We start from the raw sequence: 23,794 nt of genomic DNA on the forward strand, positions 1-23,794 counted from the left end.
TACGCCCCGCGGCGGATTTTGCAAGGGGGCAAAAGCGGGCGGGCGCAGCTTATCCTGCGACAGGAAGCGCAGGCTCGGCCGCCCCCGGCGCCCATTGGGGATATTTCGCCATGATGGCGCGGAAGCGGGCGCTGTCCTTGTGCCCGGCCAGCCAGGTTTTGACGGGGCCGGGCGCCGCGCTCTCCCACCAGTCGAGACCGGTGTGAGCGAACTGGCGCACGAAGGGGAAGATCGCCATGTCGGCCAGCGTCGGCGCCGGGCCGAAGAGCTGCCCGCCATGGGCCGCGATGCGCTCAGACAGGTCTTGCAGGATGGCCAGCCCGGCTTCGCGGTTCTCCAGCGGGTCAGCGCCTTCATCCTCATACCGGTTCGGATACTTGTACCGGTCGAGTGCCCGTTTGAACGGCCCGTCATTCTGCGCGATCAGCGCGTCGGTCTCTGCCGCATCGGCGCTGAGCCAGCCTTCAGGATCGGCCTGCGCCAGCGCCCAGCGCATCACGTCGAGGCTTTCGTCGATCACCTCGCCGCTTTCCAGCACCAGCACCGGCACCGTGCCCTTGGGACTTGCGTCCAGCATCTCCGGCGGCTTGTCGCGCAGCACGACTTCGCGCACGCGCACGGCCAGCCGCGCAGACGACAGGGCGAGCCGGGCGCGCATGGCGTAGGGGCAGCGGCGGAACGTGTAGAGGATCGGGGCAGCAGCTTCGGGCATTATTCCGCGGTGGAACCGTCCGGATCGGACGCGCTGATGCTATCCGGCCCGCACGCCTCAAGCATCCCCCGCTCCGGCAGCCTCTTGCGCTTTGAGGGCCTCTCTTTCCGCCTGCGCTTCTTCGCGCCGGCGGGCGCCGACGGCCGCAGCGTCGGGGCCCATATGCGCCTCGCCGCGTTTGCGGGCGAGGTTGATCTGCTTCTGGCGCTCGGCGAAGCGGCGCTTCTGGTCGGCACTCATCTCGTCGATGCAGTGCGGGCAGGAGACGCCGGGCACATAGGCATTGCCCTTCTTGTCTTCCTCGGTGATCGGGCGCTTGCAGGCATGGCACATGTCATAGTCGCCGGGCGTCAGATCGTGCCTCACCGAGACTCGCTCGTCGAACACGAAACATTCGCCGCGCCACAGGCTCTCTTCTTCCGGAACGTCTTCCAGGTATTTCAGGATGCCGCCTTGCAGGTGGAAGACATCGTCGATGCCCTCGGCCTTCACGAAGCTGGTCGCCTTTTCGCAGCGGATGCCGCCGGTGCAGAACATGGCGATCTTCGGCTTGCGGCCCTGCGCTTCGAGGTCTGCCCGGAACGCGCGGAACCAGTCCGGGAATTCGCGGAAGGTTTTTGTCTCCGGGTCGATGGCGCCTTCGAACGTGCCGATGGCGTATTCATAGTCATTGCGCGTATCGATCAGCACCGTGTCCGGGTCGCTGATCAGCGCGTTCCAGTCTTCCGGCGTGACATAGGTGCCGACCAGCGAATTCGGATCGGTGCCCGGCACGCCCATGGTGACGATTTCCTGCTTCAGGCGCACTTTCAGGCGCAGGAACGGGTTTTCGTCCGCTTCGGAGAATTTGGCTTCCAGCGCTTCGGCCCCCGGCAGGGCGCGCAGCGCGGCGAGCGCCGTGTCGATGCCCTCGGGGCTGGCGGCGATGGTGCCGTTCACGCCCTCGGCGGCCAGCAGCACGGTGCCTTTGACACCGGCAGCCTCCAGCGTGGCGCGCAATGGCTCGCGCGCGGCCTCGAAGGTCGGGAACGGGAAGAACAGGTAGAAGGCAGCAATACGTGTGGTCATGGCGCCGCTTATGCCAGATTGCGCGCCGGATTTGAACATTGGGGTGCACGCGGCAAATTTGTCCCTGCGCCGTTTGTGGGCAGGCGGTTCGCTTTGCCGCAGGCGGGTCCGGTTTCGATTGCCCCGCGCGGGGGCTTCGCTTACCGTCCGCGGGGTAAAGCCCATGGAGACTTCAATGAAGATTCGTCAAACCACCCTTGCCATTGCCGCGATTGCCGGCGTTTCCCTGCTTGCCGCCTGCGGTGGCAGCGACTCGAGCGCGCCAGAATCCGAAGTTGCGCCGGTTGTCGAGGAAGTCGTGCTGGACAACGGCCTGACCCCGAAGGAGCAGATCGAGCTGCGCCAGGGCCAGCTGAAGAAGCTGGGCAAGGCGTTCAAGACGATCAGTGACCAGCTGAAGGCCGGTGAGCCCGATATGGCCGCGATCCAGGCTGCGGCCGCCAGCGTTCCGGTCGAATCCGAAGGCATGGCGGACTGGTTTCCGGCCGGCACCGGCCCGGACTCGGGCGTGAAGACCGATGCGCTTGCCGCTATCTGGGACCAGCCGGATCTCTTCTCCGAGAAGATCGGCAATTTCAACATCGCTGCCGCGGGCCTCGCCGCAGCGGCGGAAAGCGGTGATGCGGCTGCCATCGGCGCGGCCTTCGCCACCACCGGCGGTACCTGCAAGTCCTGCCACGAAACATTCCGCGCGGACGACTGATCCGTCATGGCCGGCAGCACGCGCATCCTCGTCTGGGACGGGGCCCTGCGCCTGTTCCACTGGTCCGCCGTCCTTCTCGTCGCTGCCATGTGGTGGACGGCGGAGAATGGCATCATGGACTGGCACAGGCGGATGGGGATGATCCTTTTCGGCCTGCTGACTTTCCGGATCGTCTGGGGGCTGATCGGTCCGCAGACTGCCCGGTTCGGCAGCTGGCGCATCGGCCCGGCCGCCATTCTTGGCTACATCCGGAACCTGCGCAGCGGTACCCACACGCCGAGCTTCGGGCACAATCCCATGGGCACGCTCAGCGTGATCGCCATTCTGGCGGCGCTGTTCGCGCAGGTGGGCACCGGCCTGTTTGCAGTGGATGTGGATGGGCTCGAATCCGGCCCGCTTGCGACGCTCGTTTCATTTGAGACCGGGCGTCTGGCCGCGGAGATTCACGAGACCAGCTTCAATATCCTGCTGGCCCTGATCGTCCTGCACTTCGCGGCGATCGTGACTTACCTTGTCTTCTTCAAGGACAATCTCGTGCGCCCGATGGTCACCGGCCGCCGTGCCGCGTCGGATTTCGGTGAAGGCGCCATAAGCGACGCGAAGCTTTCCTGGCTGCGTCTCGCCATCGCGGTGGCTGCGGCCTTCGCCGCCATGTGGGGCGTTGCGAACGCCGGCTGAATCGAAAACCGGGGGCGCGGCAGCCCGCACCCCCGGCCTTCCGAGGCAACCCCATCCTATTCGGCAGCGATGGTTTCGATCCGGCCGGTTTCCAGCGGACGCTCCAGCGCCGCCCAGTCGATCTCTGCATCGGTTGCGGCATTTTCATAATGCAGCACGCCGAGTGCCTCGAATTTCGGTTTCACTTTCTCCGTCAGCAGACCGACCCGCTTCAGGTTCGGAATCATCCGCTCGAAGAGGAAGTTGCGGAAGGCCTGACCCCCGGCCGAGTCGATCGATGCACGGCGGGCTTCTTCGCGGTCGAAGCCGAACTCTTCCTCCACCACGGTGGAGAACAGGCGTTCGCGCATGATGGCGCAGGCCTCATAGGCGAACTGGGCACGTTCCTCGATTTCCTCTTCCGGCAGAGACTTGATCCAGTCCTCCAGATAGTTGACGCCAAACGCCACGTGGCGGCCTTCATCGCGCATCACCAGCGTCACGATCTGACGCAGCAGCGGATCGCGCGTCGTTTGCGCCATGGTCTGGAATGCGGCCAGTGCCAGCCCTTCGACCAGAACCTGCATGCCGATGAATTTCAGGTCCCAGCGCGGATCGGTCAGGATCTTGTCCAACAGGAGCTTCAGGCTCGGATTGATCGGGTATTCAACGCCGCAGCGTGTGCGCAGGTATTTGTTGAACACTTCCACATGGCGGGCCTCGTCGAAAGTCTGCGAGGAAGCGTAGAGTTTCGCGTCATAGGTCGGCGCGCAGGAAACGAGCTGGGACGCCACCATCATGGCACCCTGTTCACCGTGCAGGAACTGCGACAGCACCTGGGCCTGCGAGCGCCAGGCATAGGCGTTCTTCTCTTCGTCGTTCATGGCAAGGTAGACCGGATGGTCGTGCAGCGGGTTGAGGCCGGCCTGCGAGGGGCCTTCGCTCTTGTCGAAGGGCACGTCCCAGTCGACATCCAGCTCGGCGTTCCAGTTGAAACGCTTGCCGAGTTCATAGAGGCGGCGGATCTTCACGTTCGCGCTCTCATAGTCCCAATTGTAGGAACCGGTCAGCGGCGTGTTGAAGATTTCGCGGATAATATCGACGTCTTCGGGCGTCAGCTTGTCGGCCAGTTCGCCGGGGTCTTCGAAGTGGCGGACATCGGTGGGCGGGGCGTCGACGAGATGGACTTTCATGGCATTTCTCCCAGTTTATTACCGGCCATGAATGGGCGGGCTGGCCGGATTGGGGAAAGGCTACCGCTCTAAAAACAGAGGCAAAATACGGAAAATGACGTAGGCGTCATTTTTTTGAGGTTACATTTTGGACAGGTTGGGCAGGGCCGGAACTAGTTCGTCAGCCAGTTCCGCAGGGCCAGCGTTACGGCCTCCGGCTGTTCCAGCGGAGTCATGTGGCCGGCATCCGGAATCATGACGAGGTCCGATCCCGGTATCAGCGCGGCGATGTCCCGGTGGCTTTGCGGTGGGGTGAGCACGTCTTCCTCTCCGCAGGCGATGAGGACCGGGCAGGCCAGCGCTGCCAGCGCCTCCCGGTTGTCTGGGCGCGGCAGGCGGGTCTGACGGGCGAAGACATCGGCGCCGAGCCGCTCGGTCATCGCGCGGATCTCGGCCACCAGGTCCGCATTCTCCCGGTTTTGCGGAGAGAGATAGGCGCCTGCCAGCTGGTCGCTGAAGCCGTGGAAACGGGTGGAGCGCTCCGCCATATCGGCCGTCTTCCGCCGCGCTGCGAGCGTTTCGGCCGAGTCGGGCATCATGACCGTGTCGAGCAGGGCAAGGCGGGCGATCCGCTCCGGCGCCTGGCGCACCATCTCCATGGCGACCACGCCGCCAAAGGAAAAACCGGCCAGTGCGAAACTGTCTTCCGCCATGGAGAGGACGGACGCCGCGAGCTCAGCGAAGGAGCGCCCGCGTGTCACATCCGCCACCATGGGGCGGCAGACATCGCGCAGCGCATCGACCTGATGGCGCCACAGGCCCTCATCATTGAGGCGGCCGGGAATGAGGATCAGCTGCGGCAGGGCCATGCCGGTTGCGCCTTACGCCGTCAGCACGCGCGGCAGTTTGAAGGTCACTGTCTCGCGCGCGGTCTCGATGTTCTGGACCGTCACGTCAAAGCGGGACCGGCAGGCGGCGATGACGCCCTGAACCAGGTCTTCCGGTGCGCTCGCGCCCGCCGTGAGGCCGAGAATGGTGACACCGTCGAACCAGTCCCAGTCGATGTCATCGGCGCTGGCGACCAGTTCGGCCCGCTCGGCCCCGGCGCGCAGGGCGACTTCGACGAGACGTTTCGAGTTGGAGCTGGTCTCCGCACCGATGACGAGGACGAGGCCCGTGCCCTCGCCGATCACCTTGACCGCTTCCTGGCGGTTGGTGGTGGCGTAGCAGATGTCTTCCTTGTGCGGGGTCGAGATGCCGGGGAAGCGCGCCTGAAGCGTCGCCACGATGTCGGCCGTGTCGTCCACGCTGAGCGTTGTCTGGGTGACGAAGGCCAGGTTGGACGGGTCTTTCGGCTGGAACGACTCGGCATCCTCGACCGTTTCGATCAGGTGGATGCGGCCGGGCGGCAGCTGGCCCATTGTTCCAATGACTTCCGGGTGTCCGGCATGGCCGATCAGCACGATTTCGCGGCCTTCGCGGTCATGCCGTTCGGCTTCGACATGTACCTTGGAGACCAGCGGGCAGGTCGCATCGACATAGATCATGTTGCGGGATTGCGCCTCCGCCGGCACTGATTTCGGCACGCCATGGGCGGAAAAGATGACCGGGCGGTCTTCCGGGCATTCGTCCAGTTCCTCGACGAAAATGGCGCCCATCTCCTCCAGACGGGAGACGACATGGGCATTGTGGACGATCTCGTGGCGCACATAGACCGGTGGGCCCCATTTGCGCAGTGCTTCCTCGACAATCTGGATGGCGCGGTCGACCCCGGCGCAGAAGCCTCTCGGGGCGGCGAGGCGGATTCTAAGCGGGCGCCTTTCCGTCATTTCATCTTGTCTCCGGTTGCCTTGGCGACCTACCTGCCTTAGCGGCGTTGCACGGGGGCGCGTAGCCCTTTAACACAGGCCGGGCAAGTTCAGATGGGGCCACCGGGCCGCCCAGCCAAGAGATTTGCCAGGAGAAACTGGCCAAGAAGGACAGCGAAACGCATGCGCATTATCCTACCGATCCTCGCCCTGGCACTGGTGGCCGGCTGCTCCAGCACCAAGGATTTGGCCGAGTCGCTCGACACTCGCCAGAACGCCGGTGCCTGTCCGCCGGTGGGATCGGTCTATGATGCTTCCCGCATCGTGGATTTCCGCGACGGCTCTGACGAACTCTACACCGATATCCGCTACACCGGCGAAATCACCGATGTGCGCAGCTTCTGCCGCTACACCGGGGACAATCCGGTCGAGGCCGATCTGGAAGTGGATTTCGCGTTCGGCAAGGGTGCGGCAGCGGATTCGAACACGCATGACTTCACCTATTGGGTGGCCGTCACGCGCCGGAACGGCAAAGTGCTGGCCAAGGAATACTATACCGTCCGGGCCGAGTTTGCGGGCAACGCCAGGCTGGACGGGGCGACCACGAAATTCGACCGGATCACCATTCCCCGCGCCGACGAGACGATTGCCGCTTCCAACTTCGAAATCCTGGTCGGCTTCGACCTTTCGGAAGAGGAGCTGGAGTTCAACCGCGCGGGCAAGCGGTTCCGCATGGATGCCGGATCCTGATCCATGGCCAGCCTGACGCAAGACCTGTCGGCGGCCGCCAGCGCCGCCTTTGAGGCCATGGGCCTTGAGGCGCGGTGGGGCGATGTCCGCCGGTCCGACAAGCCGGAACTGGCAGACTTCCAGTGCAATGGCGCGATGGGCGCGGCCAAGAAGGCCGGCAAGATCCCGCGCGACGTGGCCGCAGAGGTCGCTGCCGCACTGAAAGAGCATGAGATGGTCCTGTCGGCGGAAGTCGCCGGGCCGGGCTTCATCAATATCCGCGTGTCCGATGCGGCCCTTGCCGCGCGGGCCGAGACGGTGCTGGACGAGAAGATGGCCGGGGCCGAGGGCGCGCCGGACCCGCAGGTCACCGTGATCGACTTCGGCGGCCCGAACGTGGCGAAGCCCATGCATGTCGGCCACCTCCGCTCTGCCGTGATCGGCGACACGCTGCGCCGCCTGCTGACTTTCCTCGGAGACGACGTCACCGGCGATGTCCACCTCGGCGACTGGGGCCTGCAGATGGGCCACCTCGTCACGGAACTTCAGGACGAGCAGCCGGACCTTATCTATTTCGATGCATCCTTCGAAGGGCCGTATCCGGAAGAACCGCCGGTCACCATCGACGATCTCGCCCGCATGTATCCGGCCGCCAGCACCAAGGCGAAGGAAGACCCGGCGCGTCTTGAGCGCAGCCAGAAAGCCGTCGCCGAACTGCAGGCCGGCCGCCCCGGTTACCGCGCACTGCTGAAGCCTTTCATCGACGTCTCGGTCGCCGCGCTGAAGATCGACTATGAATTCCTGAACGTCCATTTCGACCTCTGGAAGGGCGAAAGCGATGTCGACGGCCTGATCCCGGAAGTGGTCGAGCGGTTCAGGAAGGCAGGCCTCTCCGAAGAAGACGCTGGCGCCACCATCGTCCGCATCGCGCGCGACAGCGACAAGAAAGAGATGCCGCCGATCATGCTGGTCAACAGCCGCGGCGGCACCGGCTATCACACCACCGATCTGGCAACCATCCTTGACCGGATGGAAAACCTCCATCCGACGCCCCAGCGCATGCTCTACGTCGTGGACCAGCGTCAGGCACTGCATTTCGAACAGGTGTTCCGCGCTGCTGAAATGGTCGGCCTGATCGATGAAGGCCGGATGGAACATATCGGTTTCGGCACGGTCAATGGCCCGGACGGCAAGCCGTTCAAGACCCGCGAAGGCGGCGTCTTGCGCCTCGCAGACCTGAACGCCATGGCGCTTGAAGAAGCGCAGAAGAAGATCGCAGAGGCTGGCAAGCTGCCAGAGGACATGGGCGCCGAGGAACGCGGCCAGGTCGCCGCGAACGTCGCGCTCGCCGCGCTCCGCTTCTCGGACCTGATGAATACGCGGACCACGAACTATGTCTTCGACCTCGACAAGTTCACGAGCTTCGAAGGCAAGACCGGGCCATACCTGCTGTACGCTGCCGTGCGCGTGAAATCGCTGCTGCGCCGCGCCACCGAAGAAGGCAATAAAGCAGGCGCCATCACTATCGGCCATGATGCCGAACGCGCGCTGGTCCTGCAGCTCGACAATTTCGCCGCCGCCTGCCTGCAGGCCCGCGAGAAGCGTATGCCCCACGTATTGTGCGAGCATCTCTACAATCTCGCGCAGGCCTTCAGCAGTTTCTATGCGGCCGTGCCGATCGCGGCAGAGTCGGACGAGGCCACGCGCGCCAGCCGCCTCGGACTAGCCTCAGCCGTCCTCAAACAGCTGGAGACGGGCCTCGACCTTCTCGGCATCCGCGTGCCGGAACGGATGTAACGCTACGCCGCAGCCGCCTCGAAGGTTAGCACGCGGGCGCTCTCAGTCAGTGCCGCGCCTGACCGGTAGTCCGGTGTGACGGCCCTGACGTCAAAGCCTGACGTTTCCAGCGCCAGCCGGAATTCCAGAACGCCCCAATAGCGTTGCGTCATGGGTTCCAGCTGGCTCGCCACCAGCCTGTTGTCACGCCAGCGTTCGTAACGGATGGAATAATCCGTCACCTGATGGATCCAGTCAGTACGGGTCCGGATGCTTTCCAGCGTCAGCAGGTCGCCATCCGGCGCGGTCCAGCTGCGCCGGTCGTCTGCATTCCGGGCCAGCAACGCCAGCGACATCAGGTCCACCATCAGCAATCCGCCGGACGCCAGGCTTTCGCGGAGGCGCCGCAACAGCGCCAGCGCGTCCTGCGCCTCCCGGATCAGCGTGAACGTGCCCGCCGGAATGATCGCGGCCGCGAATGAGCGGTCATAGCGGAAGCTGCTGAAATCCTGCCGGCTGAGGTCCGGTTCATGGCCATGCGCCCGGCAACGCGCCCGGCATTGGGCCAGCATCTCGTCGCTCAGGTCAAAGCCCGTCACGCTGTGTCCGGCATCCAACAGGGGCACCATGGCCCGGCCGGATCCGCAGCCCGGTTCCAGAATTTCGCCGCGAACGCCGGACAGGCGTTCCAGATAAAAGGCCGTATCGGGAAGTTTTCCCAGCGGCTTGTCGATGTCATAGATCTCGCTGGCAAGGCTGCCATAGCGATTGGTCGGTGAATTTGAAGTAGACATATGTGTCCTGAAGGGTCAGTCGCGAACCTTGTCGCGCAGATGGAGTTTCTTTGGATCATACCGGATTTGCCCGCACGTGTTGTGCGGTTCGCCTGCCGTCGATTGGTCGCGGCCCCGGAGGCGATACTAGCCCTTCATAGTGATGTCAGAATAACCATGAGGCGGCCGGGCGGGCAAGCGCTTCATGGAAGGGTTCTGGAAGTCGGCACCCGCTCAAGGCAGCAGACCTGAATGAAGGCGACGGCCTGCAGCCCTGCAAACAGGAGCGCTGGCAGGAACACGGTATCGTCCGGCATCATGCGGCGGAAGTTGCGTGGGTCCGGATCACCATTGATCCAGTAGAGCGCCGCTACGGCGGGGATCAGCAGCACGATGGCCGCGTCGAAGGCGCGGTGCAGCGTGTCGCCGGCCCGGTGGTTCGCCGCCTGCCGGGGCAGCAGCAGCGTACCGAACGACCAGGCCGCATACCAGATCACGCCGCCCGCCAGCAGCCAGAGATTGGCATGCAGCTTCGCGCGCTCCAGCAGGAATGCGAAATTGCCTGCCGGGTGGCGTTCGATCAGAAAGCTGGCGAGCCAGAGCCATGGGCCGCCGGCCAGGAAGGCGGCGGTCCAGCAGGCATGACGGGCAGGGGCGCGCAGGCGTTTCATGGAGGCTCCGGAGGTTGGCGCCCGCTCTGGCATGGTCCGGCCATCCGGGAAAATCACTTGGGCTCACACTTGCGTGGGCGGTGGGTGATCCGGGCAAGTCCGCGATAGTCCGCCATAGTCATGATTGGTCAAGCATGATCATGGCGTAGACGGATTTTGTGCCGCACCAGTCGTTCCCCACACGCGTCATCCCCGACCGCGCAGCGGTCTGGGGACCCATCTCTGATCCGCGCCTCGGGAGCATCATGTCATGACGTGCCTGCCGTATCTTTCAGAAATGGGCGCCCAGATGGCTTTCAGCCATCGGGCGTGACGCGAGTGGAGGATTGTCCACCAACTTAACCGCCCAATCCTGCTGCAACCACTTACCCGGCAACAATCTTATCCGACACCTCCGTGGCCTGACGTATAGTCCGGAACATGTCACTCTTCCGTCTTCCCGAAGGTTTCCCGCCGCAGCTCGCCTTTCTCTGGCCCGTGATCTGGGTCCAGGTGCTGATGCTGCGCGCTGAGATCCGGGCCGCCTATGGGCGCGGAGTCAAATATCACTGGAGCGTGACGCCAAACCTGCGCGTCTATCTCGTCAGCATCGACTGGATGCCGGGACAGAAATCCGAACGTGCGTGGTTGAAGCCGCGCGAGCATTCCAGTGACCGCCTCGCCGCCGCCTGCGATGGGCGGGCAGCTGCGCCTGCTTATTCTGCACAATTTGGCGAATACCTTGGCGCCAGCGCCATGCCTGCGGCCTCCCGCTTTACGATGCCCGGCACTTTGAACCTGCCGCTGCCGGAAACCTGACGCGCTCTGAAACCCCTGAAAATCAGCTCTCTCCACCAAGCGCCTTCACGGGCGTCGCATCTGCTGGTGCAGGGGCCGGGTGTTGCGCCTGCTCCGTGGCTGTCCCACCTATAGGGTGAGTTCAGTTCACCGAAGGAGCATGCGCGACATGGCCAGGAAAAAGGCCAAGGCAGTACGGGGCCCGGACCAGCCCGCAAAGGACGGCACCGAATGGGAACTTGCGTCCCAATGGGCGCAGGGCTGGAAATTCCTGAAATGGTCGGCGACCGCCTTCCTGGTAATCGCCTTCCTCGTCGTGATCGGGCAGGGCTTCCTGTTTTACCGCCTGTTTGACGATGTCCATCCGGTGCTGGGCTATGCCTATATCGTCATCCTGGCGCTGATGCTGGTGGTTCTGGTGGGCCGGCCCATCATGGGCTTCCTCTCCATGCCGGTCGCCGCGAAGCCGCCCGCCATCGCGATTGACCCGAAAGCACCAGATCCCAAAGCCCTCGCCGCGCGCCTGCGCTATGACCTGAAATACCTTTTGATGCTGTCAGAAAATCCGCTGGTGCAGGAAGAGCGCGGCGAACTGGAGGACAGTATCCTGCGCGGTCAGGCCCTGCTGGAGCGTGCCCGCCGCGCCGGGCCGGAAGAGGCGCTGATGATCTCTGCCGACCTCGAACATTTCGAGCGCGACCATATCGAAGCGGTCCTGAAGCCGCTCGACAAGAAGGTGGACCAGCTGATCCATGCCGAAGCGGTCGCGGTCGGCATTGCCACGGCAGTCTCCATGAACGGCACGGTGGATGCCTTCATCGTGCTGTGGCGGAACGCGAATCTGGTTGCGAAAGTGGCGCGCACCTATTTCGGCCGGCCCCACCTCTGGGGCAGTTTGCGCATCCTGCGCGATGTCGCCGCCATTGTCGTGGTCGCCCGCGCGCTGGAAGACGTGACAGATCTCACCGGCGACGTCATCGGCAGCCTTCTGGGCCGGATGGGCGGCCTCGTCGCCGGGCCGGTCATGGATGGCGGGGTGAACGCGATGATGACGCTGAAGCTCGGCTATCTCGCCAAGCGCCGCTGCCGCAGCTTCAAGGGCTGGTCGTCCGGGCAGGCGAAGGCGATCTCAGCCGAAGCGCTGAAGGATGTGAAAGAGGAATCGGGCTCGGTCATCGGCGACCTTCTGAAAGGCGTCGGCGGGCTGACTTCCACCGCGACGCGGGCGACGGAACGGGCGCTTGCCGGGTCTCGCAGCGCCTGGGGCCTGGTGCAGAGCTGGTTCGGCGGCAGCAAGCCAGCCGGCACGGGGCCGGGAAGCTGACAGGAAGACGGCTCGATTGCCTTCGTGCGCTGCCTTGTGCAAACACTACAGGGTGAATGATGTGAACCAGCGGGGAGTTACGGTTTGATCCTTCTGAGTGCATGGCTGGCCGCCGTCGTGACCGTGGTGCTGGCCTACATCATCGCCGGTCCGATCTGGGTGAAGCGGCATTCGCTGCGCTTCCGGGTCGGCAAGACAGTCCGGCGCGTTAGCGGCGCTTATGGCGAGATCGCGATTGTCACCTTTGCGGCAGGCCTGGTCTGGCTGATCGACAGCGCGGGCAAGGATGTCAGCCTCGGCGGCCTGATGGCGGACTATCCGGTGTTCACGCTTGGCGCGGCGGTCTTCGTCGGCCTTGTCGTTTATGTCCACGGCATCCGAACGGCGCTGGCCGCTGAGCCGGACGAACGGGTGCGCCTGATTTTCACCTATCTCGTCTACGGCATCTACAGCCTCACCGTCTTCGCCATCGGCGCCGTGGTCGTGGCGCTTCTGGTGACGCAGGCGATTTCGGACACGCAGACGCTTTCCGGACTTGCGAACAAGGCGATTTCAGGCTTGCCGGCAGGGACTGTCGGGAACGACGCCGACCTCATTCGCAGCATCGAATTCTCCTATCTCGACATGCAGTCACTGCTGTCGGAAGCCGAGGAAACGATGACGCCGGTCTTCATGTTCATGGCGGGCATTTTCGCGATCAATCTCGCCATCCGCCTGACGCCACTGCGCAGCCTGTTCATCAACAATGCCGTGCTGCTGACCATGATCTCCACTCTGATCGGTCTGCTGGCCGTCGTGGCGGTCGGTGCCTGGACCTATGTCGGGAATTATGCGGCGGTCATCAATCACTATGTCGGCGCGCTGGATGGACTGCGCGGCCAGGCCGAAGCCATGCGGCCCTTCTATGTGATGCGCTATTCGGAAATCATGGTGGAAATGCTGGACCAGAAATCCCTGCTCAGCTTCGTCAGCCGGATCTCTAGCCAGTGGGGCGGTGTCGCCGCCGGGCTCGGCCTCGCGCAGTGGATTGCGCAACAGTTCAACAAGCCGGAAGCCGAAGAAAGCCCAGGCGAAGTCGCCAGGGCGGAGGGGATATGATGCGCAGGTTCTATATCCCTGTTGGTCTGATTGCGTTAGCGCTGGTGTATCTCTTACTCGCGGGGTGTGTGACCTTGTCCGACAAAGCCATTCCTACGAAGGTTTCAACGCCGGCAGACCAGTCGCCGCCAGCCAATGAACCGCTTTATGTGATGGTCTGGAACATCGGTTATGCCGGTCTTGGCGAAGAGTCCGATTTCAAGGCCGATGGCGGTGAGATGCTGCGCCCGCCGGGCAGGGCGGTTGTGAAGAAGAACCTCGAAGGCATCCAGGGGGTGCTGAAGGAAACGCAGCCGGATGTCCTGCTGATGCAGGAACTCGCCGGGCCGGGCTTTCTCACCATGGGCGTCGATGTTCTTGGCGGCGTGAAGGCCGCGCTTTCCGATTATTCGATGTTCTTCTCGTCCGATATCCGCACGCGGTTTTTTCCCGGATCGTTTTCATTGAAGCACGGCCTCGGCACTTTCATGCGCGTCGCACACGGGCCGACGGAAATCATTCGCATCGCGGAAGAGCCCGGTACGATCATGGGCTTCATCAAGCGGCGCTATCATGTGCAGGTGACAGAGCTGGAAGCCTCGGGCCAGTCCTGGGTGTTGATCAATGTCCACCTCTCCGCCTTCGACGAGGGCGCGAACACGCGGATGGTCCAATTGCGTGAAGTGCTGGATCTTGCCGACAGCTATTACCAGCAGGGCAAGGCGGTGGCCGTCGGCGGCGACTGGAACATGCGCCTCGCGCCAACGGACTTTGCCTACACAGCCGACGACTCGGCCCAGTTCTGGATCCACGATTTTCCGCGCGAAGAGCTGAAAGAGGGCTGGCAGCTGGCGATCGACCCGGCCGTGCCGAGCGTGCGCACGAATGAGCAGCCCTATCAGGCCGGGCGGAACTACACGACCAATATTGATGGCCTGCTGCTGTCGCCGAATGTGGTGCTCGAATCGGTCAGGGGATTCGACCTCGGTTTCCAATATACCGACCACCAGCCTGTCCTGTTCGCACTGCGGCGTTCCGAATAGAGCCCGGATAGCGCCTCATTCTGAGGCAGGCTTGTGGATTGCGCAGATCGGGGCGCCGTGCGCGCTTGCTGGCGTACGGAATCCACGCTAGCAGGAGGACAGTACAAGTCCCCCCCGGGAGAGAGCGGGTATCAAGTCCCGCCGCCGAAGGCGCAACCGCCCCGGAAACGCTCAGGCAAAAGGGCCGGGAGAGGACCAACACGCTGGAAAGAGGCGGGCCGTCAGGCGCCACCTCGCCGAAGGAGCAAGCCCGGAGTTCACGGGCGGAATCTCTCAGGCGCCGAGACAGCGGGGGCGACAGAATTGCGGCCTTGGCTGCTGCTGTCTCCTGTGATGAGGGCGCCATGACCGACGCAACGACCGAAACCCTGAGGCGGACACCGCTTTACGACTTGCATGTTGAATGCGAGGCCAAGCTTGTGCCGTTCGCCGGCTATGAAATGCCGGTTCAGTTTCCGGCTGGTGTCATGGAAGAGCACAATTGGACTCGCGCCCATGCCGGCCTGTTCGATGTCTCTCACATGGGCCCGTGCTTCCTGACCCTCGAAGACGGCATCGGCGGCGGCGACGAAGCCCACGCAAAGATTGCCGCGATGATCGAGGAACTGGTCCCCAGCGACATCACCAGCCTGAAGCAAGGCCAGGCGCGCCTCACTGTGTTGCTGAACGAAGAAGGCGGCATCCTCGACGACCTGATCATCACCCGCCCGATCGGAGACGACGCGCAGGGCAGCCTCTACATCGTCGTCAATGGCGCGATGAAGGAGCAGGACTGGGCGATCTTCGAGAAGAAGCTCGCCGGCCGCGCCGTGCTGACCCGCGCCGATGATCGCATCCTGTTCGCCCTTCAGGGCCCGGAAGCGGCAGATGTGATGAAGGATTTCTTCCCCGGCTGCGAAGCGCTGAGCTTCATGCACCACATGCCCTTCGAACTGAACGGCACGCGATGCATCGTCTCCCGCTGCGGCTATACCGGCGAGGACGGGTTCGAAGTGCTGGTGAAACCGGAAGCGGGTATCCCGCTGGTCAAGGAAATTCTGACCGATGAGCGGGTGAAGCCCATCGGCCTCGGTGCGCGGGACTCGCTTCGCCTTGAAGCCGGGCTTTGCCTCTACGGGCATGATCTTGATCCAGCGACGTCGCCCATTGAGGCAGACCTTGGCTGGGTGATCCAGAAGCGCCGCCGCGAGGCGGGCGACTTCCCAGGCGCAAGCCGCATCCTCCGGGAGCGGAGCGAAGGCCCGGCCCGCAAGCGTGTCGGCATCAAGCCGCTGGAGCGCGCCCCGGCCCGTGAAGGCACGGAAATCTTTATCGGTGACGAGAAAGTCGGCGTGGTCACGTCCGGCGGTTTCGGTCCCAGCGTCGGCCATCCGGTCGCCATGGGCTACATCGCCGCCGCGCATGCCGCGCCGGGTACCGAAATCCAGTTGATGGTGCGCGGCAAGGCGCGCCCGGCGGTTGTCGCCGATCTTCCCTTTGTTCCGCATAACTATAAGCGATAGGAGCCAGACCCCATGACCCGCTACACGCAGCCGACGACCTTCTACACCGAAGACCATGAATGGGTGACGGTTCACAACGATCTCGCAACGGTCGGCATCACGCACTATGCCGAGAACGCGCTCGGCGACATCGTGTTTGTCGAGCTTCCGGAAGTCGGCGCCGAGTTCGCCCCGGGCGATGACATGGCCGTCGTCGAGTCCGTGAAGGCCGCTTCCGACGTCTACGCTCCGATCCACGGCAAGGTGGTCGAGGTCAACGGCGCGCTTACCGACAAGCCGGAAACGGTGAACGAGTCCCCGACGGAAAAGGGCTGGTTCTGCGTCCTCGAAATCAAGGATGGCGGCGAGATTGCCGGCCTGATGGATGAGGCCGCCTACAAGGCTTATTGCGAGGGCCTCTAGGCTTTCCCCACACGAACGGAGTACGGGATGCGATATCTTCCCCTGACTGCAGACGACCGCGCGGAGATGCTGAAAACCATCGGCGCGAAATCGGTCGATGATTTTTATGCAGACGTTCCAGAGTCTGCCCGCCTGCATGGCACGGTCGAAGGCCTGCCGGACCATCAGGGGGAGCTGGCCGTTGAGCGGCACATGTCGAAACTGGCGGCTAAGAACCGTGCGGCCTCGTCCGGTCCGTTCTTTGTCGGTGCGGGTGCCTACAAGCACCACGTCCCGGCCAGCGTGGACATGATCATCCAGCGTTCCGAATTCCTGACCACCTATACGCCTTACCAGCCGGAAATCGCGCAGGGCACACTGCAGACCCTGTTCGAGTTCCAGACCCAGGTTGCGGCGCTCACCGCCATGGATGTGGCCAACGCCTCCATGTATGACGGCTCCACTGCCTGCGCCGAAGCCGCCGTGATGGCAACGCGGGCAACGCGCCGGAAGAAGGTGATCCTCTCCGGCGGCCTGCACCCGCACTATGCTGCGGCGACCAAAATGCTGTGCGAAGCGCAAGGCATCGAAGTGGTCCAGCTCGAGCACGCCATCGATGGCGAGTTGGCTCTGGCAGACGCGGTGGATGACCAGACCGCTTGCGTCATCGGCCAGTCGCCAAACACGTTCGGCACGGTGACGGATCTCTCGCCGGTCGCTGAAGCGGCGCACGGCAAGGGTGCGCTGCTCGTCTCGGTGTTTACCGAAGCCGTCTCGCTCGGCCTCGTCACGCCGCCCGGTGAAATGGGCGCGGACATTGCGGTCGGCGAAGGCCAGTCAATCGGCAACGGCCTGAACTTCGGCGGGCCCTATGTCGGCCTCTTCGCCTGCACGCAGAAACTCGTGCGCCAGATGCCGGGACGCCTCTGCGGTGAGACAACCGACGCCGAAGGCAAGCGCGGTTTCGTGCTGACACTTTCCACGCGGGAGCAGCACATCCGCCGCGACAAGGCGACCTCGAACATCTGCACGAACTCGGGCCTCTGCGCGCTGGCCTTCACGGCGCACATGACGCTGCTGGGCGGGAAAGGCCTGGAGCAGATGGCGGTGCTGAACCATGAAGCCGCCTGCGACCTTGCCGACGCACTGGCCGCCGTGCCGGGCGTCGAGATCCTGACGCCGCGCTTCTTCAACGAGTTTGCATTCCGAACGCCGATGAATGCCGAGGCCGTGCTTGCGATGTTGGACGAGGCGGGAATCGTCGGCGGCGTCCGTGCCAGCCGCCTGTTCCCGGGCGACCATATGGGTGACGTCATCCTCTGCGCCGCGACCGAGTGCACCACACCGGAAGACATCGCCGCCTACGCCGCCGCCCTGAAGGAGATCATCTGATGACCATGAACACTCAGGGCCGTCCCACCACGCCGGAGTCTGTCTCCATGTCGTCCATTGAAACCGTGTCGGGCTCCCGCGGCCTGTTGCAACACGAAGACCTGCTGTTCGAGATCGGGACGCCGGAAACGACCGGAGTTGATCTCCCCGCACCGAAAGGCACGAAGAACCGTCTCGGCGGCGTTGCGCGCAAGGTGCCGACCGGCCTGCCGGGCCTGTCGGAGCCGCAGGCGGTGCGCCATTACATGCGCCTCAGCCAGAAGAACTACGCCATCGACCTTGGCCTGTTCCCGCTGGGCAGCTGCACGATGAAGCACAATCCGCGCCTCAATGAGAAGATGGCGCGCCTGCCGGGCTTTGGCGATATCCATCCGCTGCAGCCACAAGCGACTGTTCAGGGTGCGCTGGAACTGATCGACGAACTGGCCACCTGGCTGAAGACGCTGACCAACATGCCGTCTGTGGCGATGAGCCCGAAGGCCGGCGCGCATGGCGAGTTCTGCGGCATGATGGCGATCCGCCAGGCGCTGATCGCGCGCGGCGAGGGCGACACCCGCAAGCGCGTGCTTGTGCCGGAGTCCGCCCACGGAACGAACCCGGCCACGGCGGTTCAGTGCGGCTTCATCGTTGACGAGATCAAGGCCAACAAGCGCGGCCGCGTCGACATGGCTGACCTGAAAGCGAAGTTGGAAAAGTCTGACGACATTGCCGGCATCATGCTGACCAATCCGAACACGTGCGGCCTGTTCGAGACCGATATCAAGGAGATCGCCGACCTGATCCACGCGGCAGGCGGCTATTTCTACTGCGATGGTGCGAACTTCAATGCGATTGTCGGCCGGGTCCGCCCGGGTGACCTTGGCATCGATGCGATGCACATCAATTTGCACAAGACGTTCTCCACCCCGCATGGCGGCGGCGGCCCGGGTTCAGGCCCGACGGTCCTGTCCGAGGCGCTCGCGCCCTACGCGCCGGTGCCGTTCGTGGTGAAGGATGCCGATGGCATGTTCCGTCTCGTCGAGGACATTGAAGGAGATGCGTCGGAGAGTTTCGGCCGTATGGCCGCCTTCCACGGCCAGATGGGCATGTTCGTGCGCGCGCTGACCTACATCCTCAGCCATGGCGCCGACGGCCTGAAGCAGGCTTCGGAAGATGCCGTGCTGAACGCCAACTACGTCCAGGCCCGCCTGAAGAAGGTGATGTCGGCGCCGTTTGAAGGCTACTGCATGCACGAGGCGCTGTTCTCGGATGCCTTCACCGCGGAAGGCATCGAGACGATCGACATCGCCAAGGCACTGATCGACGAGGGATACCATCCGATGACGATGTATTTCCCGCTCGTCGTGCATGGTGCCATGCTGATCGAGCCGACAGAGTCGGAATCGAAGGCGGAAGTCGACCGGTTCTGCGACGCGCTGGAATCCATCGCCCGCCGGGCTGCGCAGGGTGACGAGACGCTGAAGGGCGCGCCTTATCTCGCTCCGATGCGCCGCCTCGATGAAACCAAGGCTGCCCGCAAGCCTGTGCTGAAATGGGCCGAACCGGAAGTGGCCCCGCCGGTCGCGGCTGAATAGCGGATATGTTCAAGCCGGGGCGGGCTGAGGCTGGTCCCGGTGGAACATCGTCTTGCGCAAGCGACCGAACAGAATGGTCAGGGGCTGCTCATACATCCGGTAGCTGAGCCAGGAGGTGAGCAGAGTAAGGACCAGGCCCGTTACGGCAAAGACCAAATTGTCCATCAAGCCAGGATGACCGAGCCGGAACAGAGGCGCCAGCGCGTCCGAGCGACCCAGCATACCGAAGACCAGGCGTAGTGCGCTGAGTACGATCAGGTGGCTGAGGTACAGGGCGAACGACCAGTCGCCGAGTTTCACCGCGCCGTTCAGAAGATGCCGGAAGAAGGACCGTGTCCGGTTCAGCCGTTCCGGCGCGCCTTGCCCCAGCAGCCAGCCGAACCAGATGATGATGAGCATGGCGACGCCGCCGACCGTGACCGTGAGGAGGGTCGCGGCACGTCGCGCTTCCTCACTGCTGGTGCCGTCAGCGCCGGTAAGCAGGTAAAGAGCGATCATGACCAGGGCGCCGGCCAGGGCCGGGAAGAGCCAGATGTGGCGGTTCTCGAAATCCAGCCCGGCGGCTGCATAGACCAGCAGCGCCGCCGGCAGGCCAAACCAGAAAACGCGTCCCCATTCGAGCAGGAAAACCGTTTCCTCGCCCTGATAACCGAGCGCAATCAGAAGCCACAATGTGGCCAGCAGGGTCAGGAGCCCGCTGCGCCAGACCAGCCCGTTTGTAACGGCAAGTCCAGCGGCTGCACCGAGCAGGAATTCAAGCGTCATCGGATGAAAGATCAGGGTCACGAGATTGGTCGCATTGTGGGAGGAGAGACCGAGCAAAGCGCCTGCCGTCACAATGACCGCCCAGCCTGCCAGAAGCGCCGGGAGCCAGCCCCGCGGGGCCAGCAACAGCAGCGTGAAGACCAGATAGAAATAGACCTCGTGGATCAGCGTCCAACCCACATTGAGGATTGGGAATTCGGATTGAGGGATCAAAAGGAAGGACTTCAACAAATAGGACGCGGCTGGTTGTCCGCCGGTTGCGTTTGCCCAGTCCGCATTGTCAGCCGGCAGGCCGTATGCCGCGATCATGTAAAGCGTGACCGCGCCTGCGAACGCCCACCAGACAGGGTAGATCCGGGTGATGCGGGCAAATAGAAACTCAATCGCAGCGCGCGCGCCTGGCGCCGTGTTCCTTGTCACATAGACCATGATGAAGCCGGAGATGACGAAGAAGAGATCGACGCCTGCGTATCCGTTGGTGAACAGCCCGCCGATGATTCCCGGTTCGGAGAGCCCATTGTCCGCGATCGATTTCGCTTCCAGCACCCGGAGGTGCATCAAGACCACCAGCAGTGCCGCGACGCCGCGAAGCGCCTGAATGGACTGCAGTTTCATATCGGCCTCGCTGTCCGACGCCCCCCGGCGGTCAATATTTATGCAGGGTGTAGCAACCGGGCAACGTGGTTGCCAGACTTTGGACACATGGCAGTGATTTTACTTGGCAATGAAATTGCTCTGAACCCATATCCTTTGCATGACTTCGACCGAACCTCCCATGACTGACACACCTGCCGGCTCTTTTCGAAAACCGATCGATTCGGCTCGCAAGCATGTAGGGGGCTTCTTGCGGCAGATGCTGGCTGTTGTGGGCCTGATGCATATTGCGGTGGCGATCCCGGTCGGCATGGCGACGCCATTCCTTCCTATCGGACTGCCCATTGCGATCATCGGCGTCATCCTGCTTGGGCGTAATTCTGTCTGGGGTCGCCGTTGGATGGAAAGCATCATGACACGCCATCCCCGCGTGGAGCGGTTTGCGCCCAATTGGCTGATGCGGCTTGTGTTCGGCAGGGACAAGCGGGACAGCCTGCAGGCCCGCGCTGACTGATTCTCTCTGCATGCCTTGCAGTATTTCCTGAACCGCGTTCTATGGGGCAGGCACGAAACGGGAAAAACCGGGGCGAACGATCATGAAAAGACGGAACTGGGTGGCGCTCGCCGCAGGGGCCATATTTCTTGCGGCATGCGGCGGCAGCGGCGAGGGCGATGGACCTGCGATCAAGCCGTTCACACCGAACGAACCATTCGATCCGGATCCATATCCGTCTACTTATTCAGCCTATCCCAACGCTCCCGTCCTGATCACGAATGCAACGATCCTGGATGGAGAAGGCGCACGGATCGAAGACGGCAGTCTGCTTTTGCAGGACGGCAAGGTCGCAGCGATTGGCGCAGACCTCGAGGTTCCGGAAGGTGCGACCGTGATCGACGCTGAAGGTCGTTGGGTCACGCCCGGTATCATCGACAATCACAGCCATCTGGGGGCCTATCCTTCCCCGTCCGTTTCCGCCCACCAGGACGGCAACGAGGTTTCCGGCCCGGTTACGGCGGAAGTCTGGGTTGAGCATGGTATCTGGCCACAGGATCCGGGATTCGACCGGGCGCTGGCAGGTGGGGTGACGTCGCTTCAGGTCTTGCCCGGCAGTGCGAACCTGTTCGGTGGCCGGGGCATCACGTTGAAGAACGTGGCCTCACGCACCGTTCAGGGAATGAAGTTTCCGGGCGCACCCTACACGCTGAAAATGGCCTGCGGTGAAAATCCGAAACGCGTCTATGGCTATGGCAATGGCGGGTTCCCCGGCGGTGCTCCCTATTCCCGAATGGGGAACATGGCAGGCTACCGCGCGGCCTGGATCAAGGCAGCCGAGTACAAGCGAAAGTGGGACAAGTATTCCGCTGAAGGCGGTGAGATGCCGTCGCGCGATCTGGAACTCGATACGTTGGCAGGCGTTCTGGCGGGCGAAATCCTCGTCCACATGCACTGCTACCGCGCCGATGAGATGGCGCAGATCATGGATATGTCGAAGGAGTTTGGCTACAAGGTCACCGCCTTCCACCATGCCGTGGAGAGCTACAAGATTGCCGACAAGCTGGCCGACTATGGCGCATGCTCGTCCATGTGGGCCGACTGGTGGGGCTTCAAGATGGAAGCCTATGACGGCATCCCGGAGAACATTCCAATGGTTCACAATGCCGGTGCCTGCGCCATCGTCCACTCTGACAGTGACATCGGCATCCAACGACTGAACCAGGAAGCCGCCAAGGCATGGGCCGATGGCAAACGTGTCGGCATAGACGTGCCCATAGAAGAGGCCTGGGAGTGGTTGTCACTGAATCCGGCCAAATCGCTTGGAATCGATTCCCGCACGGGTTCGCTGAAGCCCGGCAAGATGGCTGATGTGGTGATCTGGTCCGGCAACCCGTTCAGCGTCTACACCAAGGCCGATCAGGTCTTCATCGATGGTGCCCTGATGTATGATCGTTCCGATAATTCTGTCCGCCCTGTGCGTGACTTCGAGCTCGGCCAGCCTGGTGAAGGAGACATGAAATGATCCGCAAGCTGATGGCAAGTGCTGCAATTGCGGCTGTGGCTGCTTTCGGGGCTTCGGCACAGACATATGTGCTGGAAGGCAAGAAGGTGTGGACGGGTACCGATGCGGGGACGATCGACAATGGCGTCGTGGTTATCCGTAACGGCACGATCATGGCAGTCGGCCCTTCGGCGACGACGAAACCTGAAGGCGCCGAAGTGATCAGTGCCGAGTGGGTAACGCCTGGCCTGATTTCGGCGTTCTCCCGAACGGGAATCATCGAAGTCGATGCTGAGGACTCGACCAATGACGCCGTGGCGGCCCTATCAGGTTTCTCGGCCTCGCTGGATGCTTCCGATGGCTTTAATCCTGATGATACCGCAGTAGATGTCAGCCGGCTTGGCGGCGTGACGCGGGTTGCGGTCGCGCCGCAGCCATCAACGAATTTGTTCGCTGGTCAGGGCTTCATCGCCGACACAACTGGTTCGCAGGAAACGGATATCAAACCTGACGCGTTCACTTTCATCACGCTCGGTGAAGGCGGGGCAGGGCTGGCTGGCGGGTCTCGCCCGGCTGCGTGGGCCCAGCTGCGGGCGGCGCTGGACGATGCCCGCGCCTATCCGACCCGCTACATCGCGGGCGGTGAGGGTGATGTGCTTTCCCGCCGGGATGCCGAAGCGCTGGCGCCGGCTGCGCGGGGGCGTCAGTTGATCCTGATCGATGCGCGTAGCGCGACGGATCTGAATGCGGTGATGGATCTTGCCGAGTCGAACCGGAATCTGAAGTTCGCCATCCTGGGAGCCGACGAAGGCTGGCGCGTAGCCGACCGCCTCGCGAAGCTGAAGATCCCGGTCATAGTCTATGGGTTCGCGAACCTCCCGGTCAGCTTCGCGCAGCTTGCTGCGACGCAGGAGAATGCTGCGCGTCTGGATGAGGCAGGCGTTCAGGTGGCGATCGTCAATCTTGACGACTCAACACACATGGCGCGCCTTATGACCCAGATCGCAGGGAATGCAGTTGCAAACGGCATGGACTGGAATGACGCGATGAAGGCGCTGACGGTCACGCCGGCATCCATATATGGGCTGTCCGGTTACGGTATTCTTGCGCCGGGTGCACATGCGGACGTCGTGGCATGGGATGGTGACCCTCTGGAGGTGACCACCAATGCCGATGCTGTCTTCATCGATGGTGAACCGCAGGACATGACCTCGCGCCAGACCGAGCTGCGCGACCGGTATCTGTCTCTTGAGCAGACGGACCGTCCTTACGCATATGTGAAGCCGTAAGCAGCGGGCG

At 63.2% G+C, this 23,794-nt stretch carries 23 protein-coding genes and 1 riboswitch; of the genes, 15 read left to right on the top strand and 8 right to left on the bottom strand.

Annotated features, from left to right (window positions below):
* Window positions 1-49: 49 nt before the first annotated feature.
* The gene (locus tag R3C98_RS14155; protein ID WP_371314714.1) at window positions 50-712 is read right to left on the bottom strand and encodes a glutathione S-transferase; all 663 of its coding nucleotides are present in this window, start codon (window positions 710-712) and stop codon (window positions 50-52) included.
* Window positions 713-769: 57 nt separating this feature from the next.
* The gene (locus R3C98_RS14160; protein ID WP_371314715.1) at window positions 770-1,780 is read right to left on the bottom strand and encodes a rhodanese-related sulfurtransferase; all 1,011 of its coding nucleotides are present in this window, start codon (window positions 1,778-1,780) and stop codon (window positions 770-772) included.
* A gap of 175 nt (window positions 1,781-1,955) precedes the next feature.
* On the opposite strand from R3C98_RS14160, the gene R3C98_RS14165 reads away from it, so the two are divergent.
* Both R3C98_RS14165 and R3C98_RS14170 read left to right on the top strand, forming a co-directional pair.
* A complete protein-coding gene (locus R3C98_RS14165; protein WP_371314716.1) occupies window positions 1,956-2,483 on the top strand; it encodes a cytochrome c in 528 nt (175 codons plus the stop codon).
* A 6-nt stretch (window positions 2,484-2,489) separates the two neighbouring features.
* A complete protein-coding gene (locus R3C98_RS14170) occupies window positions 2,490-3,161 on the top strand; it encodes a cytochrome b/b6 domain-containing protein (RefSeq protein WP_371314717.1) in 672 nt (223 codons plus the stop codon).
* Window positions 3,162-3,217: 56 nt separating this feature from the next.
* On the opposite strand, the gene R3C98_RS14175 is transcribed toward R3C98_RS14170, so the two are convergent.
* The 3 genes from R3C98_RS14175 to ispH form a co-directional block, all read right to left on the bottom strand.
* Window positions 3,218-4,333 (bottom strand): ferritin-like domain-containing protein, encoded by a 1,116-nt coding sequence (locus R3C98_RS14175; RefSeq protein ID WP_371314718.1) that lies wholly within the window; start codon window positions 4,331-4,333, stop codon window positions 3,218-3,220.
* A gap of 152 nt (window positions 4,334-4,485) precedes the next feature.
* A complete protein-coding gene (locus R3C98_RS14180; protein ID WP_371314719.1) occupies window positions 4,486-5,181 on the bottom strand; it encodes an alpha/beta fold hydrolase in 696 nt (231 codons plus the stop codon).
* Between the two features lie 12 nt (window positions 5,182-5,193).
* Window positions 5,194-6,141, bottom strand: coding sequence for a 4-hydroxy-3-methylbut-2-enyl diphosphate reductase (gene ispH / locus R3C98_RS14185; RefSeq protein WP_371314720.1), 948 nt, complete (start codon window positions 6,139-6,141; stop codon window positions 5,194-5,196).
* Window positions 6,142-6,303: 162 nt separating this feature from the next.
* Here ispH and R3C98_RS14190 point away from each other — a divergent pair, with 162 nt between their 5' ends.
* Both R3C98_RS14190 and argS read left to right on the top strand, forming a co-directional pair.
* Entirely contained in the window at window positions 6,304-6,870 is a 567-nt protein-coding gene (locus R3C98_RS14190; protein WP_371314721.1) for a hypothetical protein, read from the top strand.
* 3 nt (window positions 6,871-6,873) lie between these two features.
* On the top strand, window positions 6,874-8,646 hold the full coding sequence (argS, locus tag R3C98_RS14195) for an arginine--tRNA ligase (protein ID WP_371314722.1): 1,773 nt from the start codon (window positions 6,874-6,876) through the stop codon (window positions 8,644-8,646).
* 2 nt (window positions 8,647-8,648) lie between these two features.
* Here the strand turns inward: argS and R3C98_RS14200 are convergent, their stop codons facing one another.
* Both R3C98_RS14200 and R3C98_RS14205 read right to left on the bottom strand, forming a co-directional pair.
* The gene (locus tag R3C98_RS14200) at window positions 8,649-9,419 is read right to left on the bottom strand and encodes a class I SAM-dependent methyltransferase (RefSeq protein WP_371314723.1); all 771 of its coding nucleotides are present in this window, start codon (window positions 9,417-9,419) and stop codon (window positions 8,649-8,651) included.
* Between the two features lie 182 nt (window positions 9,420-9,601).
* Window positions 9,602-10,069, bottom strand: coding sequence for a hypothetical protein (locus tag R3C98_RS14205; RefSeq protein WP_371314724.1), 468 nt, complete (start codon window positions 10,067-10,069; stop codon window positions 9,602-9,604).
* Window positions 10,070-10,489: 420 nt separating this feature from the next.
* Between R3C98_RS14205 and R3C98_RS14210 the strand changes: the two genes are divergently transcribed.
* The 8 genes from R3C98_RS14210 (at window position 10,490) to gcvPB (ending at window position 19,139) form a co-directional block, all read left to right on the top strand.
* A complete protein-coding gene (locus R3C98_RS14210) occupies window positions 10,490-10,867 on the top strand; it encodes a hypothetical protein (RefSeq protein ID WP_371314725.1) in 378 nt (125 codons plus the stop codon).
* Window positions 10,868-11,015: 148 nt separating this feature from the next.
* Window positions 11,016-12,170: a YcjF family protein gene (locus R3C98_RS14215; protein ID WP_371314726.1), complete on the top strand. Its 1,155-nt coding sequence runs from the start codon at window positions 11,016-11,018 to the stop codon at window positions 12,168-12,170.
* A gap of 84 nt (window positions 12,171-12,254) precedes the next feature.
* On the top strand, window positions 12,255-13,268 hold the full coding sequence (locus R3C98_RS14220; protein ID WP_371314727.1) for a hypothetical protein: 1,014 nt from the start codon (window positions 12,255-12,257) through the stop codon (window positions 13,266-13,268).
* A gap of 74 nt (window positions 13,269-13,342) precedes the next feature.
* Complete coding sequence (locus R3C98_RS14225; protein WP_371314728.1) at window positions 13,343-14,290, top strand: hypothetical protein; 948 nt, start codon at window positions 13,343-13,345, stop codon at window positions 14,288-14,290.
* 105 nt (window positions 14,291-14,395) lie between these two features.
* Window positions 14,396-14,487, top strand: a riboswitch (glycine riboswitch).
* A gap of 147 nt (window positions 14,488-14,634) precedes the next feature.
* Window positions 14,635-15,792, top strand: coding sequence for a glycine cleavage system aminomethyltransferase GcvT (gcvT, locus tag R3C98_RS14230; RefSeq protein ID WP_371314729.1), 1,158 nt, complete (start codon window positions 14,635-14,637; stop codon window positions 15,790-15,792).
* 12 nt (window positions 15,793-15,804) lie between these two features.
* Window positions 15,805-16,194, top strand: a complete 390-nt coding sequence (gcvH, locus tag R3C98_RS14235) for a glycine cleavage system protein GcvH (RefSeq protein WP_371314730.1) — start codon at window positions 15,805-15,807, stop codon at window positions 16,192-16,194.
* Window positions 16,195-16,221: 27 nt separating this feature from the next.
* The gene (gcvPA, locus tag R3C98_RS14240) at window positions 16,222-17,565 is read left to right on the top strand and encodes an aminomethyl-transferring glycine dehydrogenase subunit GcvPA (protein WP_371314731.1); all 1,344 of its coding nucleotides are present in this window, start codon (window positions 16,222-16,224) and stop codon (window positions 17,563-17,565) included.
* On the top strand, window positions 17,565-19,139 hold the full coding sequence (gene gcvPB, locus R3C98_RS14245) for an aminomethyl-transferring glycine dehydrogenase subunit GcvPB (RefSeq protein ID WP_371314732.1): 1,575 nt from the start codon (window positions 17,565-17,567) through the stop codon (window positions 19,137-19,139). Before gcvPA ends, gcvPB begins: the two co-directional genes overlap by 1 nt.
* 9 nt (window positions 19,140-19,148) lie before the next feature.
* On the opposite strand, the gene R3C98_RS14250 is transcribed toward gcvPB, so the two are convergent.
* A complete protein-coding gene (locus R3C98_RS14250) occupies window positions 19,149-20,519 on the bottom strand; it encodes an acyltransferase family protein (RefSeq protein ID WP_371314733.1) in 1,371 nt (456 codons plus the stop codon).
* Between the two features lie 160 nt (window positions 20,520-20,679).
* On the opposite strand from R3C98_RS14250, the gene R3C98_RS14255 reads away from it, so the two are divergent.
* The 3 genes from R3C98_RS14255 (at window position 20,680) to R3C98_RS14265 (ending at window position 23,784) form a co-directional block, all read left to right on the top strand.
* Window positions 20,680-21,012, top strand: coding sequence for a hypothetical protein (locus R3C98_RS14255; protein ID WP_371314734.1), 333 nt, complete (start codon window positions 20,680-20,682; stop codon window positions 21,010-21,012).
* An 82-nt stretch (window positions 21,013-21,094) separates the two neighbouring features.
* On the top strand, window positions 21,095-22,516 hold the full coding sequence (locus tag R3C98_RS14260; protein WP_371314735.1) for an amidohydrolase: 1,422 nt from the start codon (window positions 21,095-21,097) through the stop codon (window positions 22,514-22,516).
* Entirely contained in the window at window positions 22,513-23,784 is a 1,272-nt protein-coding gene (locus tag R3C98_RS14265; protein ID WP_371314736.1) for an amidohydrolase family protein, read from the top strand. Before R3C98_RS14260 ends, R3C98_RS14265 begins: the two co-directional genes overlap by 4 nt.
* Window positions 23,785-23,794 lie beyond the last annotated feature (10 nt).

Source organism: Hyphomonas sp., assembly GCF_041398465.1.
Classification (GTDB): domain Bacteria; phylum Pseudomonadota; class Alphaproteobacteria; order Caulobacterales; family Hyphomonadaceae; genus Hyphomonas.

Excerpts from the sequence above, each read along its gene's own strand:
- R3C98_RS14155 (WP_371314714.1), bottom strand. The coding sequence starts at position 712 with ATGCCCGAAGCTGCTGCCCCGATCCTCTACACGTTCCGCCGCTGCCCC.
- R3C98_RS14160 (WP_371314715.1), bottom strand. The coding sequence starts at position 1,780 with ATGACCACACGTATTGCTGCCTTCTACCTGTTCTTCCCGTTCCCGACC.
- R3C98_RS14165 (WP_371314716.1), top strand. The coding sequence starts at position 1,956 with ATGAAGATTCGTCAAACCACCCTTGCCATTGCCGCGATTGCCGGCGTT.
- R3C98_RS14170 (WP_371314717.1), top strand. The coding sequence starts at position 2,490 with ATGGCCGGCAGCACGCGCATCCTCGTCTGGGACGGGGCCCTGCGCCTG.
- R3C98_RS14175 (WP_371314718.1), bottom strand. The coding sequence starts at position 4,333 with ATGAAAGTCCATCTCGTCGACGCCCCGCCCACCGATGTCCGCCACTTC.
- R3C98_RS14180 (WP_371314719.1), bottom strand. The coding sequence starts at position 5,181 with ATGGCCCTGCCGCAGCTGATCCTCATTCCCGGCCGCCTCAATGATGAG.
- ispH (WP_371314720.1), bottom strand. The coding sequence starts at position 6,141 with ATGACGGAAAGGCGCCCGCTTAGAATCCGCCTCGCCGCCCCGAGAGGC.
- R3C98_RS14190 (WP_371314721.1), top strand. The coding sequence starts at position 6,304 with ATGCGCATTATCCTACCGATCCTCGCCCTGGCACTGGTGGCCGGCTGC.
- argS (WP_371314722.1), top strand. The coding sequence starts at position 6,874 with ATGGCCAGCCTGACGCAAGACCTGTCGGCGGCCGCCAGCGCCGCCTTT.
- R3C98_RS14200 (WP_371314723.1), bottom strand. The coding sequence starts at position 9,419 with ATGTCTACTTCAAATTCACCGACCAATCGCTATGGCAGCCTTGCCAGC.
- R3C98_RS14205 (WP_371314724.1), bottom strand. The coding sequence starts at position 10,069 with ATGAAACGCCTGCGCGCCCCTGCCCGTCATGCCTGCTGGACCGCCGCC.
- R3C98_RS14210 (WP_371314725.1), top strand. The coding sequence starts at position 10,490 with ATGTCACTCTTCCGTCTTCCCGAAGGTTTCCCGCCGCAGCTCGCCTTT.
- R3C98_RS14215 (WP_371314726.1), top strand. The coding sequence starts at position 11,016 with ATGGCCAGGAAAAAGGCCAAGGCAGTACGGGGCCCGGACCAGCCCGCA.
- gcvT (WP_371314729.1), top strand. The coding sequence starts at position 14,635 with ATGACCGACGCAACGACCGAAACCCTGAGGCGGACACCGCTTTACGAC.
- gcvH (WP_371314730.1), top strand. The coding sequence starts at position 15,805 with ATGACCCGCTACACGCAGCCGACGACCTTCTACACCGAAGACCATGAA.
- gcvPA (WP_371314731.1), top strand. The coding sequence starts at position 16,222 with ATGCGATATCTTCCCCTGACTGCAGACGACCGCGCGGAGATGCTGAAA.
- gcvPB (WP_371314732.1), top strand. The coding sequence starts at position 17,565 with ATGACCATGAACACTCAGGGCCGTCCCACCACGCCGGAGTCTGTCTCC.
- R3C98_RS14250 (WP_371314733.1), bottom strand. The coding sequence starts at position 20,519 with ATGAAACTGCAGTCCATTCAGGCGCTTCGCGGCGTCGCGGCACTGCTG.
- R3C98_RS14255 (WP_371314734.1), top strand. The coding sequence starts at position 20,680 with ATGACTGACACACCTGCCGGCTCTTTTCGAAAACCGATCGATTCGGCT.
- R3C98_RS14260 (WP_371314735.1), top strand. The coding sequence starts at position 21,095 with ATGAAAAGACGGAACTGGGTGGCGCTCGCCGCAGGGGCCATATTTCTT.
- R3C98_RS14265 (WP_371314736.1), top strand. The coding sequence starts at position 22,513 with ATGATCCGCAAGCTGATGGCAAGTGCTGCAATTGCGGCTGTGGCTGCT.